Source organism: Superficieibacter electus (genome assembly GCF_002915575.1).
GTDB lineage: Bacteria > Pseudomonadota > Gammaproteobacteria > Enterobacterales > Enterobacteriaceae > Superficieibacter > Superficieibacter electus.
In genome coordinates, this window is the sequence record NZ_PQGD01000014.1 from 42,865 (window position 1) to 55,529 (window position 12,665).

The following is a 12,665-nucleotide window of genomic DNA, read 5'->3' on the forward strand; positions in this document are numbered from 1 at the left end:
AATTCGGGGCCGCAGCCCCGAATGATTAGCCGCCGATGTTATTGCGGTAGGGGCTTAATTGATCCGTGCCGTTTACACGGAAAATATTCGCCATATAATCCAGTTCAAGAACCGTTTCACCGTCTATTACCTGTTTAATATAAGTACAGCTAAAACCGCTGCTGATATCCGGGTTTTCGTTTTGTTTAAACGTACCCAGCGGGTTCTTTTTAAACATCACTGTCATGTGCGTAACCAGCGCCAGCTGATCGGCTTTCCCTTGCGAGTTATAGCAGTCGATACTGGAACGGCACTGTAACGCCACCGCTTTCCACGGGTTGGCCGTTTTTCGCATGACTTCCGGATAAAACGCGTTCCATTTAATTTCACCTTCCAGTTTGTCAAAACCGGCAGGCAGTTCGATTTTGCCAACCATCCCCAGCGCTTTATGCTCCTGCATAATCATGCTGATATCCGGCAATTTAATTTCGCTTGCGCGACCTAAAAGGTTATTACCGTCGAGATAAATATTGGCGTTAGTAATACGGTTAATTTGAATTTTTCCGGCCATTAGCTATTGCTCTCCAGAGAGACTAAATATTCAGAGGTAATTTCAGTTTCAAATGTCAGGCGTTCCAGCGGCGGTGGCGGCGTGAATTTGTAGCTCAACAGAAGGTGCCCGGCCGCCAGTTCCGTCTGCGGATTACGCGCCGGGTCATACCAGCACTCGAAGCCCAGCAGCGCGCCGTCGGCAATCAGCTTGCGACCCCAGGTATTTACCGACTCGGTCAGGGCGTCGATCAGCGCCTGATTAATCGGCATATCCATATATTGTTGGCTGAAATAACGAATTGATTCGTTAATCATATCGCCGGTACGACGTACGTTCTCAAAGTTGCGCATATGCGTCACGGTTGGCCAGGCAGCGGTACGGTTGCCCCACAGACGCAGGCCCGAACCGTAGCTGTTGAACACGGTGGTAATGCCGTTTTCGTTCAACTGATTCACTTCGCTTTGCGGATCGTCAATCATTGCCGATAGAGAACGCTCAATACCGGTAATACCCTGAATCTCCTGGTTGGAGTTGCTCCACCAGAAGCCTTTTTCCAGGTCCACTTTGGCGCGCAGACCCGCGGCGCGTGAGGACAGTGGCTCCAGCTTTTCGGTATTAGTGACGCTGTCGTACACTTTAACGTGTGGATAGCACAGACGAGCACGGTCGGAACTGGTGTTGAAGTTGATTGCGCCCGCCGTGCCGCGTCCTGCCAGCACCTGCTGGAAGGTGGTGCCGATAGGGGCATCAATATAGGTGATGGCACCCAGATTTTCCGCCTGGGCGATAAGCTCCGTCGCCACTGATTTCTGCGTACAGAAAACCGGTGCTATCAGGATCTTGGCGTAGAAGCCGAACAGATTCCAGGTGTCCGGTAGCAGTTTCATCCCGGTGCGATCGCCTGCGGCATTGACCGCCCCAATAATGTCGGTGGCGGTAACCTTGGTAGGATCTGCATAGGTGTAGCTTACATTAACGGTTGAATCATTCGGGATTAACTCTCCCGTACGTGTAATGATCCCTGCACATTCATCCACGCTAAAGGCGGATGCCACATAAGTGATAGCACCGGAGGTTAGCACCACATCTCTGACCGCTTCGTGAGGTAGCTTTATTTGATTATTACGGTCAAATTTCAGTGAATAATGTTTGGCACTGGCGAAATGTTTCTTAGGATCAAGAACGTTAATAACGATAACGGTACCTGCACCATGGGCATAAATAGCGTTTAGCGCCTGAGGTATCGTGAAATTAGGTTGTGCTGAGCCAAACTGCGCCGCATCGCTTTCCGATAAACAGAGCGTCGGCTGGTTGACCGGGCCAAGCGGTGCTGTACCAATCAGTGCAATCACCGCCGATTTCACCGCTTTAATCGGGCGCGGGCCGGTTTCAATTTCAATCGTTTCAACGCCGTGCAGATAATTAGCTGCCATGAACAATTTCCTCTTCGTTTGTTTCTGCTTCTTCCGTGACAACGGGTGCCAGATGACGACGTGCAATCATTGTCATCACCCATTCATTGTCTTCGGGCAGTTCTACTTCACTCTCAGGCCAAAGCAGAATTTCCTGACCGTCAGCAAGCGTGACGCCGCTTGCCGGACCGCTGTAAAGATATTTCATTGCATTTCCTCGTAGTTAACCTGTGTGAGGACCGGCAAATCATTGCCTTCCTGACAGGGGATAAAAACCATTCTGATGGCCAGCTCCAGCGCGTAACGCCAGAATCCATTTGCCAGACCGTCATACTTCTCGCTAACCAGCCAGAGCGGACATTCACCGTTAACAATTGCCAGTCCACCCAGCGCCTGCCGCACCCGATCGAGCAGATGTAATGGGTTTTGGTCTTCAGGGGTGATGACCGTTGCCAAAAAATGCAGCGTTCGTGTTTGCACACCAGCATCGGTGGACTGTGGTGGGGTGAAATCCGCACCGGGATAGCTCAATACGACGGTCTCGCGCAGTTCTTCTGGCACAAACGACGGCGGGCAGACCGGCATAAACCGCGTTGCCAGTGCAGGTAATTGCTGCTGCAATTGAGCCAGGATAGCGTTGATAACCGCTGGTGTTTCCATCTCGGGTTCTCCTTAAAATGCGGATGATGTAAATATGTCAGCCGCCTTAATTCGCAGGTATTATTACGCTGAAGGTGCCGGGGATTCTTTTAATTCAGATTAGGGAAAGTATTTAAAATGAATAAATCCCTGCGGCAAAATACCTACAGGGATTTATTTTTAATGATGGCTTATAGCGTTGTGCCGCGCTGTAGTAGCTCTATTTTGTTATATAAAGCATCCAGCTTAGCTTCAATGACAGCCTGGCCACGAAGATAATCATCTCTTCTGACATAATGTAGCGGTAATTCACCCCGAAACTCCAGAAATTCCCTTTCCAGCTTGGCCCAGCCTGTTTCTGCCTCACGCCTTGCTAATTCCAGTGCTTCAAACCGTTCATTCAGCCTTTTTTCAATTTGAGCCAGCAGCAGTTTTCCGCCACCAAACATCAGGCCGACGAAAGACAGCAGTAGTGAAATGATTTCCCAGAAATCAACGGTGAGTTTCATTTTTCTCCTTTATTATTACATACAGCTGGATGCCCCCCATTGCAAATATCGGGGCGCATGCTGATAAAGAATTTTTTTCGGGTAATCTCGATTTTCGCGCCAGTTATTTTTACTCCGTCCGGCATTGACGCGCTCTACCTGATCAAACCAGATAAGCGCATTCAGACCTTTTGAGGTGGCCAGTTTTTTATCACGGTTAACCCACCCCTGACCGCCATTGTACGCGCTGAGGGTGAAGGCCATACGCTGACAGTCATCCTGCGCAGTGGTGTTTTGCCAGAGCCAGCGATCGTACTGCACCAGTGCGCGGATCGCCCAGCCAGGGTTCATCGGCGTATTCATCCGTAATTGGGGATAACGCTGACTCATCCAGTCCGCCGTGGCAGGCATAAATTGTGCCATCCCTTGTGCACCAACAGGAGAACGCGCATCAGGACGCCACCCTGACTCCTGCTGAAATTGTCCGGCGAAATCGGCGACGGGGGCATTAAGCCCCCATATCTCATGCGCGGTACGGATAAGTTCGCTGCGCCAGGGGAGAGAGGCTCTGGGTGGCTGCGCAGCGTTAACCGGTAGCATGAATAGCGTACCTATTACACACATTCCTGTACGCCACATCATTACAGCCCCATGGCAACGGCCAGACATACGGCAGAAACGATGATGGCCCGGCGGATCATGGCAGCAGCACAGCACAGCGACTCTTCCCAGGGGCAGAATGAGTCCGGGCGTGCCCACGGAAAAAGGCTGCGATCCAGCCAGTAACCCAGCACCGCCGAGAGCGAGACCAGACTGAGCTTATAAACCACCACCGGCATCTGGGCGGCAGATAGCCAACCAATAAGCGCTAACAATACAAGAGCTGCTACCAACCAGCCGGACAAACGTGGCAACGTTACTTTTTGCATAAATACCTCCTGATAATAGAGGAATAAGTGTCATCTTTTGCCTTAACGGAAGAACGAAAACCGCTTTAATAAATAACTTTAAAAAATGTATTAATGGCCAGCGTAAAAAAATCGGCAAACAGGGATTAATAAAAAGATCCAGTTCAGCTACCTACATAAATGCCTGGGCGACCAGCGGCCTTTGTCAGCACGATGTCGTTACCGTGACGCCAGGAGGAAACGGCACATTAAAGTGATGTTGGGACAACTTATTGAATTAATTTATTATTTATCGGGAAGGTGTGATTTTCCTGAAAGTTTAAAAAATCACAAGTACGGATTGCATGATGAAAATTTTTTCGATAAAAGACTGTATATGCATACAGTATGGTGTAAAATGCGATTTTCGGTGAAGGGCTGTAGGGCAGGTAAATATAAATATCAATTATCAATTAAATGGCTGTATTTATAATTTACCTGAATGATTTGCGCTAGCCATGGGAAATATATACGCAAAATAATTTCAGTCGCAGGAAAGCTACCACCCCCGCAACCTGAAGTATGACGTGTATATTCATTTTAATGATGTATTTACCCACAGCCTGGGTCACCTGTTTCTGTACTGTCCATGCAGCAGAAGTAGCGAAATAAACGTGGTGCAATCAATATGGAGATAAATATGATGCATAAATCACAAGATATAGGGCGTATCCCGGAAATTATCAGCGACCTGGCTTACCATGCTGCGCAGGTACTGATTGAAAGTATGAATGTTGATAGCGCATCGGCCAAAAACGTCGGCCATGCGATTGCGGACAGAATGATGCGTAACTGGGGAGGGCAAAGTATTTACTTCCCGAAAGGCATTTCTGGCAGGGCCTCCGACCGGGATTATCAAATCTACAGTGAATGTAATGGTCGTAACTATGCGGAGCTGGCGAAGAAGTATAATTTGACCTTGCAGTGGATTTACAAAATCGTAAAACGCGTCCATACCGAAAAGCAGCAGAAGCAACGTATGCTTTAAACCGGGCATGGCGTATAGCCTTCGCTATACGCCAGCGGGAATTTATTCGAACAAATTATAATGCAATTTCTGCACCACTTGTTCGGCTTCCGCTCCCGGCACCAGGAAACACAGGTTATGACTGGATGCGCCATAGCAAATCATGCGGATGTTAAACGGCTCCAGTACGCCAAACACCTCTTTGCCCACGCCGCAGGCTTTCGACAAATCGTTGCCAATCAGCGCCACCAGCGCCAGGTTTTCTTCAACTTCCACTCGACACAGTGACGACAGTTCCGTTAGCAGCGCCTGCGTCAGCAGCGTATCACCCGTTGAGGTGGAACCAGTGGTGTCAAGGGTTAATGCCACGCTCACTTCTGAGGTGGTGATCAGGTCGACCGAGATATTATGACGCGCGAGAATGCCAAACAGTTCGGCGAGAAAACCGCGTGAATGCAGCATATTCAGACTATGCAGGGTTAGCAGAGTCTGTTTGCGTCGCAGTGCCAGCGCGCGGAACAGCGGCGGATTTTGCGTTTGATTACAGACCAGCGTCCCGCCCGCTTTGGGATCTTTACTGGAGCCAACAAAGACCGGAATATCGCTGCGCACGGCGGGCAGCAGCGTCGCCGGATGCAGCACTTTCGCCCCGAAGGTCGCCATTTCCGCCGCTTCTTCAAAGGCAATTTCATCAATACGTTTGGCCGCAGGCACCACACGAGGGTCGGTGGTGTAGATACCTGGCACGTCGGTCCAGATATCCACGCGGGTGGCATGCAGCGCTTCGCCCAGCAGGGCTGCGGTGTAGTCGCTACCGCCACGGCCAAGGGTCGTCGTGCGGCCTTTGGCTTCGCTGCCGATAAATCCCTGGGTGATGGTTAATCCTTCTTCCAGACGCGGCGCAAGCAACTGAGCGGTGAGTTCAGCCAGTGCCCCAACGTCCGGCTCGGCGCGCCCGAAACGGTCGTTAGTGCGCATCACTTTACGCACGTCAAACCACTGCGCCTGTACGCGGCGCTCCCGGAGGATTTCAACGAACAGCAGGGTAGACATCAGTTCGCCGTGGCTGACCAGCTCATCGGTAAGCGCCGGTGACGTCGCCAGCGATGCCGCTTCCGCCAGCGTAGTAATGTTTTCCAGCAGACGTTCAATTTCTTCGCGAATGATATTCGGGTGCGTTAAACGCTCAAGGATATCGAACTGAATTTTACGCAGCGCGTCGAGTTTAACGAAGCGCTCCCCGGCTTCCAGCCCTTCGGCCAGCGCCACCAGCAGATTGGTGACGCCCGCCGAGGCAGACAGTACCACCAGCCGCACGCTGGGATCGGCAAGTACGACATCCGCACTGTGGTTCATGGCATCAAAATTGGCCACGCTGGTGCCGCCAAATTTGGCGACAACGAGCGGGGAAACAGCAGCAGTCATAACAACCTCGCGTCAGGGAATGAAAAAGCGACCTTGGCACAAGGGCAGAACGATCACCGGTCCATGTGCAAATACCTTATCCATAAATAAAAGCTGCGCCGGTTGATGTCAACGCCGGGGTTATGCGGATTTTTCATGCAGGACAATGCATCAGAAAAACTACTTATATACTCGTCGTCTTTCAAGTTGCAGGTGCGTTGGCTGCGCTCCCTCACCCGAATCACTTACCAGAGTAAGCTCATCGGGATTCGCTCACTTGCCGCCTTCCTGCAACTCGAAATCCATAGCGTATAAAGGCTATACTTTCCCTGTCTTTTTAGCCGTTGTTGCCCCCCGGCCTGAGCAATGGCATAAAAACCATCACAATTTTCCGCCACTGGCGCTACAATCGACCGCAGTTACAATTCTCATATCTGAAGAGTATTGCTCATGAAAAACATTAATCCGACGCAGACTTCTGCCTGGCAGGCATTACAGAAACACTTCGAAGAAATGAAAGACGTGACCATCGCGGATCTGTTCGCGAAAGACGCCGATCGTTTCACTAAGTTCTCCGCAACGTTTAATGATGCGATGCTGGTGGACTTCTCCAAAAACCGCATCACCGAAGAGACGCTGGCAAAACTTCAGGATCTGGCGAAAGAGACCGATCTGGCCGGGGCTATCAAATCTATGTTCTCCGGTGAGAAAATCAACCGCACCGAAGACCGCGCGGTACTGCATGTTGCGCTGCGTAACCGTAGCAACACGCCGATTATGGTTGACGGCAAAGACGTGATGCCGGAAGTGAACGCGGTACTGGAGAAAATGAAAACCTTCTCCGAAGCCATTATTTCCGGGCAGTGGAAAGGTTACACCGGCAAGCCAATCACTGATGTCGTCAACATCGGTATCGGCGGCTCTGATCTTGGTCCTTTCATGGTGACCGAGGCGCTGCGCCCGTATAAAAATCACCTGAATATGCACTTTGTGTCTAACGTCGATGGTACCCACATCGCCGAAGTGCTGAAAAAAGTTAATCCGGAAAGCACCCTGTTCCTGGTGGCCTCCAAAACCTTCACCACCCAGGAAACCATGACCAACGCCCACAGCGCGCGGGACTGGTTCCTGAAGACGGCTGGTGATGAAAAACACGTGGCGAAACACTTCGCGGCGCTGTCCACTAACGCTAAAGCGGTCGGTGAGTTCGGTATCGACACTGACAACATGTTTGAATTCTGGGACTGGGTCGGCGGCCGTTATTCTCTGTGGTCAGCGATCGGTCTGTCTATTATTCTGTCCGTGGGCTACGACAATTTCGTGGAGCTATTGTCCGGCGCGCACGCGATGGATAAACACTTCTCCACCACCGCCCCTGAGCAGAACCTGCCGGTGCTGCTGGCGCTGATCGGCATCTGGTACAACAATTTCTTCGGCGCTGAAACCGAAGCTATCCTGCCGTATGACCAGTATATGCACCGTTTTGCGGCCTACTTCCAGCAGGGCAATATGGAATCTAACGGCAAATATGTTGACCGTAACGGCAACGCCGTAGATTACCAGACTGGCCCAATTATCTGGGGTGAGCCTGGCACCAACGGCCAGCACGCGTTCTACCAGCTCATTCACCAGGGCACCAAAATGGTTCCCTGCGACTTTATCGCCCCGGCTATCACCCATAACCCGCTGTCCGACCATCATCCGAAGCTGCTGTCTAACTTCTTCGCTCAGACTGAAGCGCTGGCGTTCGGTAAATCCCGCGAGGTCGTCGAGCAGGAATATGCCGACCAGGGCAAAGATCCGAAAACGCTGGACCATGTGGTGCCGTTTAAAGTGTTTGAAGGCAACCGCCCGACCAACTCCATCCTGCTGCGTGAAATTACCCCGTTCAGCCTGGGAGCGCTGATTGCGCTCTATGAGCACAAAATTTTCACCCAGGGCGTGATCCTGAACATTTTCACCTTCGATCAGTGGGGGGTTGAGCTGGGTAAACAGCTGGCTAACCGCATCCTGCCGGAACTGAAAGAAGACAAAGAGATCGACAGTCACGACAGCTCGACTAATGGCCTAATTAACCGTTATAAAGCCTGGCGCGGTTAATAAATACTCACTAAAAATACCGGCAAATTGCCGGTATTTTTTTATCAGATAATTCTTCTTGTAGCTTATTCTCCCGCATTTTTATTTGTGAGCATAATCTGAAAAATATTTATGCTTTAGCGGTCACATTCTTTTCTTTTAGGATTATCCGTATATTTTATTTTAAAAAGTTATTGATTTTAAAGAATAATTTATTCGTGAAATATCCTGAATTCTAATTTACCTTAAATTTTGACTCTATTTCTTCACGATATCTCCTCAATTCTGGTTGTGTATACTCGAATCCGCCTGGATATTTCAGGCACCTCCATTCATTCAATGAAGGGAAATTGATATGCGTAAAATCCTGTATGGCATTTTTGCCATAACCGCCTGCGCGGCAGCGACCGCGTATGCAGCACCGGTTCAGGTCGGTGAGGCCGCAGGTTCGGCGGCGACGTCTGTTTCCGTGGGGAGTTCCACCACAAGCAGCGTTAGCCCCGTAAGCTCGGCCGTGGGTGTCGCCCTGGCGGCAACGGGTGGTGGTGATGGTTCCAATACCGGGACTACAACCACCACGACCACCAGTACCCGCTAACACCGGGTACATTAACCATAACCACACTTCGGTGTGGTTATTTTGCCCCTCCGGAGAAAAGAGTCGTGAAGCGACCAGCGCTCATTATGATTTGCCTGCTACTCCAGGCCTGTTCATCGACCACAAAAGGACTGGGAGACTCGTTGTGGAACAGCCTGTTTGGTACACCTGGGGTCCATCTCACGGACGATGATATTCAAAACATGCCTTATGCCAGCCAGTACGTTCAGCTCAATAATGGCCCGCAACTGTTTGTGGTGCTCGCTTTCGCCGAAAACGGGCAGCAGAAATGGGTGACGCAGGATCAGGCCACGCTGGTCACGCAGCACGGGCGTATCATCAAAACCCTGCTTGGCGGGGATAACCTGCTGGAAGTGAATAATCTGGCTGCCGATCCGCTGGCGACGCCGAATCAGATCATCGATGGGGCTACCTGGACCCGGACGATGGGCTGGACCGAATATAAACAGGTGCGTTATGCCACGGCTCGTTCCGTGTTTCGCTGGCAGGGTACTGACAATGTGGTGGTTGGCGGTGAAAGCACCGCCGTGCGCGTGCTTGATGAAGCGATTGAAACCGACCAGGCCCGCTGGCACAACCGTTACTGGATAGACGATGAGGGGCACATTCGTCAGTCCGAGCAGTATCTGGGCGCAGACTTCTTCCCTGTCAAAACCACCCTGATTAAGGCGGCGAAACCATGAAAAAACGGTTTATTGCGTCGCTGCTCCTGTGTCTGACATCCTCTCTGGCGACGGCGGCAGGCACGGTGCAGGTTTACTCAGCGCCTGGCGCGCAGCCGAAAACGCTCAGCGGCGCGGAACATCTTATCGATCTCGTCGGGCAGCCGCAGCTGGCGAACAGCTGGTGGCCGGGGGCGGTGATTAGCGAACGCCAGGCGACAGCCGTTGCGCAACAGCAGCATCAGGCATTACTGGCACGTCTGGCGGCAATGGCGCGAGAGGAAAGCGGGGACGATAGCGCGGCCATTAACGCGCTGCGCCAGCAACTGACGGCGATTAATGTCACCGGTCGTCAGTTTATTAATCTCGACCCGGATACCGTGCGCGTCAGCAATAGCGGCAATCCGCGTCTGCAAGGTGAGTACAGCCTGTGGGCAGGGCCGCGTCCCGATTCCGTGACGATTTTCGGCCTCGTCAGTCGGCCAGGGATATTGCCGTTTACGCCCGGTCGCGACGTCGCCAGCTATCTTGATGGCGTTAATCTGCTAAGTGGAGCCGATCGCAGCTATGCCTGGGTGATCTATCCGGACGGACGGACGCAAAAAGTGCCGGTGGCGTACTGGAATCACCGTCATGTAGAGCTAATGCCGGGCAGCACGATAGTGGTCGGTTTTGCCGATTCGTTATGGAGCCAGACTCCGGATGAACTCAATGCGGATATTGTTCGCTCCCTGACGCAGCGGGTACCTGAATAATGAAAAAAACCTTTCTTTACAGCTTACTGGCGCTGGGCGTCAGCGCGGCCTGCCACGCAGAAACGTACCCGGCACCCATCGGCCCGTCGCAATCCGACTTTGGCGGTGTGGGGTTATTACAAACGCCCACCGCCCGTATGGCGCGGGAAGGTGAACTGAGTCTCAACTATCGCGATAACGATCAGTATCGTTACTATTCCGCCTCCGTACAGCTATTCCCGTGGCTGGAAACCACGCTGCGCTACACCGATGTGCGTACCAAACCGTACAGTAGCGTGGAGTCTTTCTCCGGCGATCAGACCTACAAAGATAAAGCCTTCGACGTCAAACTGCGTCTGTGGGAAGAGAGTTACTGGCTGCCGCAGGTCTCCGCCGGGGCGCGTGACATCGGCGGTACCGGGCTGTTTGATGCCGAATATCTGGTGGCCAACAAAGCCTGGGGACCATTCGACTTCTCGCTGGGGCTGGGCTGGGGCTACCTCGGCACCAGCGGCAACGTCAGCAACCCGCTGTGCTCGGTGAGCGACAAATACTGCCAGCGTGATAACAGCTATAAGCAGGCGGGATCGATGGATACCGGCGAGATGTTTCGCGGCCCGGCGTCCCTGTTTGGCGGCGTGGAATACCAGACGCCGTGGCAGCCGCTGCGCCTGAAGCTGGAATATGAAGGCAATAACTACCAGCAGGACTTTGCCGGTCGGCTGGAGCAAAAAAGTAAGTTTAACGTCGGGGCGATTTATCGTGCGACCGACTGGGCTGATGTGAACGTCAGCTACGAGCGTGGCAATACGCTGATGTTTGGCGTGACGTTGCGCACCAACTTCAACGACCTGCGGCCGAAATATAACGACAACGCGCGTCCGCAGTATCAGCCGGAGCCGCAGGACGCCATCCTGCAACACTCGGTGGTCTCGAACCAGCTTACGCTGCTGAAATACAACGCCGGGCTGACCGATCCGAAAATTCAGGTGAAAGGCGATACGCTGTACGTCACCGGCGAGCAGGTAAAATACCGCGACTCGCGCGAAGGCATTGAGCGCGCGAACCGTATCATTATGAACGATCTGCCGGACGGTATTCGCACTATTCGCGTGACCGAAAACCGGCTGAATATGCCGCAGGTGACTACTCAGACTGATGTTGCCAGCCTGAAACGGCATCTGGAAGGGGAGCCGCTGGGGCAGGAGACGCCGCTGGCGCAACAGCGCGTCACGCCGATCGTGCCGGAGAGTACCGAGCAGGGCTGGTATTTCGACAAATCGCGCTTTGATTTCCATCTCGATCCGGTGCTCAATCAGTCCTTCGGCGGCCCGGAAAGCTTCTATATGTATCAGCTCGGGGTGATGGGCACCGCCGATCTATGGCTGACCGATCACCTGCTGACCACCGGCAGCGTGTTTGCTAACGTCGCCAACAACTACGACAAATTTAACTACACCAATCCGCCGAGCGACTCAAAACTACCGCGTGTGCGTACCCACGTTCGTGAATATGTAGAGAACGATGTGTATGTAAATAATCTCCAGGCTAACTACTTCCAGTATCTGGGGAATAATTTCTATGGTCAGGTATACGGCGGTTATCTTGAAACCATGTACGGTGGCGCAGGGGGTGAGGTGCTGTATCGTCCGGTAGACAGTAACTGGGCGGTGGGTCTGGATGCGAACTACGTTAAGCAGCGTGACTGGCGCAGCGCGCAGGACATGATGAAATTCACCGATTACAGCGTTAAAACCGGGCATCTGACGGCCTACTGGACGCCGCCGTTTGCGCAGGACGTGCTGGTGAAAGCCAGTGTCGGGCAGTACCTTGCCGGGGACAAGGGCGGCACGCTGGATATCGCCAAACGCTTTGACAGCGGCGTGGTGGTCGGTGGTTATGCGACCATCACCAACGTATCAAAAGAGGAATACGGCGAAGGGGACTTCACCAAAGGCGTGTATGTATCGGTGCCGCTGGATCTGTTCTCTTCCGGCCCGACCCGCAGCCGTGCGGCGATTGGCTGGACGCCGCTGACGCGCGATGGCGGGCAGCAGCTTGGGCGTAAGTTCCAGCTGTACGATATGACCAGCGACAAGAGCGTGAATTTCCGCTGAGTCTGTTACCGATAGTCTGGCCGCGGTGTAGCAATGCCCGGTGGCGCTGCGCTTACCGGGCCTAC

At 52.6% G+C, this 12,665-nt stretch carries 14 protein-coding genes; 6 read left to right on the top strand and 8 right to left on the bottom strand.

Features of this window, described 5'->3' with window-relative positions:
• Nucleotides 1–25 precede the first annotated feature (25 nt).
• The 7 genes from CHU32_RS17440 to CHU32_RS17470 form a co-directional block, all read right to left on the bottom strand.
• Nucleotides 26–550 (bottom strand): phage major tail tube protein, encoded by a 525-nt coding sequence (locus CHU32_RS17440; protein ID WP_103677326.1) that lies wholly within the window; start codon nt 548–550, stop codon nt 26–28.
• The gene (locus tag CHU32_RS17445) at nt 550–1,965 is read right to left on the bottom strand and encodes a phage tail sheath subtilisin-like domain-containing protein (RefSeq protein WP_103677327.1); all 1,416 of its coding nucleotides are present in this window, start codon (nt 1,963–1,965) and stop codon (nt 550–552) included. The genes CHU32_RS17440 and CHU32_RS17445 overlap by 1 nt, the downstream gene beginning before the upstream one ends.
• Nucleotides 1,955–2,152 carry a hypothetical protein gene (locus CHU32_RS17450; RefSeq protein ID WP_103677328.1) on the bottom strand — a complete coding sequence of 66 codons (198 nt, stop codon included), beginning with the start codon at nt 2,150–2,152 and terminating at the stop codon, nt 1,955–1,957. The genes CHU32_RS17445 and CHU32_RS17450 overlap by 11 nt, the downstream gene beginning before the upstream one ends.
• Nucleotides 2,149–2,604: a Gp37 family protein gene (locus tag CHU32_RS17455; RefSeq protein ID WP_103677329.1), complete on the bottom strand. Its 456-nt coding sequence runs from the start codon at nt 2,602–2,604 to the stop codon at nt 2,149–2,151. The genes CHU32_RS17450 and CHU32_RS17455 overlap by 4 nt, the downstream gene beginning before the upstream one ends.
• Nucleotides 2,605–2,774: 170 nt before the next feature.
• Nucleotides 2,775–3,092, bottom strand: a complete 318-nt coding sequence (locus CHU32_RS17460) for a hypothetical protein (RefSeq protein WP_103677330.1) — start codon at nt 3,090–3,092, stop codon at nt 2,775–2,777.
• Between the two features lie 15 nt (nt 3,093–3,107).
• Nucleotides 3,108–3,710, bottom strand: coding sequence for a transglycosylase SLT domain-containing protein (locus tag CHU32_RS17465; protein ID WP_245880235.1), 603 nt, complete (start codon nt 3,708–3,710; stop codon nt 3,108–3,110).
• A 2-nt stretch (nt 3,711–3,712) separates the two neighbouring features.
• Nucleotides 3,713–4,000, bottom strand: coding sequence for a putative holin (locus tag CHU32_RS17470; RefSeq protein WP_103677332.1), 288 nt, complete (start codon nt 3,998–4,000; stop codon nt 3,713–3,715).
• 658 nt (nt 4,001–4,658) lie between these two features.
• On the opposite strand from CHU32_RS17470, the gene CHU32_RS17475 reads away from it, so the two are divergent.
• On the top strand, nt 4,659–5,006 hold the full coding sequence (locus CHU32_RS17475; RefSeq protein ID WP_103677333.1) for a Mor transcription activator family protein: 348 nt from the start codon (nt 4,659–4,661) through the stop codon (nt 5,004–5,006).
• A gap of 42 nt (nt 5,007–5,048) precedes the next feature.
• Here CHU32_RS17475 and lysC read toward each other — a convergent pair whose 3' ends face one another.
• Nucleotides 5,049–6,410 carry a lysine-sensitive aspartokinase 3 gene (lysC, locus tag CHU32_RS17480; protein WP_103677334.1) on the bottom strand — a complete coding sequence of 454 codons (1,362 nt, stop codon included), beginning with the start codon at nt 6,408–6,410 and terminating at the stop codon, nt 5,049–5,051.
• Between the two features lie 429 nt (nt 6,411–6,839).
• On the opposite strand from lysC, the gene pgi reads away from it, so the two are divergent.
• The 5 genes from pgi (at nt 6,840) to CHU32_RS17510 (ending at nt 12,600) form a co-directional block, all read left to right on the top strand.
• Nucleotides 6,840–8,489, top strand: a complete 1,650-nt coding sequence (pgi, locus tag CHU32_RS17490; protein ID WP_103677336.1) for a glucose-6-phosphate isomerase — start codon at nt 6,840–6,842, stop codon at nt 8,487–8,489.
• 334 nt (nt 8,490–8,823) lie between these two features.
• Nucleotides 8,824–9,066, top strand: a complete 243-nt coding sequence (yjbE, locus tag CHU32_RS17495) for an exopolysaccharide production protein YjbE (protein ID WP_103677337.1) — start codon at nt 8,824–8,826, stop codon at nt 9,064–9,066.
• A gap of 65 nt (nt 9,067–9,131) precedes the next feature.
• A complete protein-coding gene (locus CHU32_RS17500) occupies nt 9,132–9,770 on the top strand; it encodes a YjbF family lipoprotein (RefSeq protein ID WP_103677338.1) in 639 nt (212 codons plus the stop codon).
• A complete protein-coding gene (locus CHU32_RS17505; protein ID WP_103677339.1) occupies nt 9,767–10,504 on the top strand; it encodes a capsule biosynthesis GfcC family protein in 738 nt (245 codons plus the stop codon). Before CHU32_RS17500 ends, CHU32_RS17505 begins: the two co-directional genes overlap by 4 nt.
• Entirely contained in the window at nt 10,504–12,600 is a 2,097-nt protein-coding gene (locus CHU32_RS17510) for a YjbH domain-containing protein (RefSeq protein ID WP_103677340.1), read from the top strand. The genes CHU32_RS17505 and CHU32_RS17510 overlap by 1 nt, the downstream gene beginning before the upstream one ends.
• Nucleotides 12,601–12,665: the final 65 nt, after the last annotated feature.

Bases quoted from the DNA above. Each gene is read 5' to 3' on its own strand.
- CHU32_RS17510 (WP_103677340.1), top strand. From the start codon at position 10,504: ATGAAAAAAACCTTTCTTTACAGCTTACTGGCGCTGGGCGTCAGCGCG.
- CHU32_RS17440 (WP_103677326.1), bottom strand. From the start codon at position 550: ATGGCCGGAAAAATTCAAATTAACCGTATTACTAACGCCAATATTTAT.
- CHU32_RS17465 (WP_245880235.1), bottom strand. From the start codon at position 3,710: ATGTGGCGTACAGGAATGTGTGTAATAGGTACGCTATTCATGCTACCG.
- CHU32_RS17455 (WP_103677329.1), bottom strand. From the start codon at position 2,604: ATGGAAACACCAGCGGTTATCAACGCTATCCTGGCTCAATTGCAGCAG.
- lysC (WP_103677334.1), bottom strand. From the start codon at position 6,410: ATGACTGCTGCTGTTTCCCCGCTCGTTGTCGCCAAATTTGGCGGCACC.
- CHU32_RS17470 (WP_103677332.1), bottom strand. From the start codon at position 4,000: ATGCAAAAAGTAACGTTGCCACGTTTGTCCGGCTGGTTGGTAGCAGCT.
- yjbE (WP_103677337.1), top strand. From the start codon at position 8,824: ATGCGTAAAATCCTGTATGGCATTTTTGCCATAACCGCCTGCGCGGCA.
- CHU32_RS17475 (WP_103677333.1), top strand. From the start codon at position 4,659: ATGATGCATAAATCACAAGATATAGGGCGTATCCCGGAAATTATCAGC.
- CHU32_RS17445 (WP_103677327.1), bottom strand. From the start codon at position 1,965: ATGGCAGCTAATTATCTGCACGGCGTTGAAACGATTGAAATTGAAACC.
- CHU32_RS17450 (WP_103677328.1), bottom strand. From the start codon at position 2,152: ATGAAATATCTTTACAGCGGTCCGGCAAGCGGCGTCACGCTTGCTGAC.
- CHU32_RS17460 (WP_103677330.1), bottom strand. From the start codon at position 3,092: ATGAAACTCACCGTTGATTTCTGGGAAATCATTTCACTACTGCTGTCT.
- pgi (WP_103677336.1), top strand. From the start codon at position 6,840: ATGAAAAACATTAATCCGACGCAGACTTCTGCCTGGCAGGCATTACAG.
- CHU32_RS17505 (WP_103677339.1), top strand. From the start codon at position 9,767: ATGAAAAAACGGTTTATTGCGTCGCTGCTCCTGTGTCTGACATCCTCT.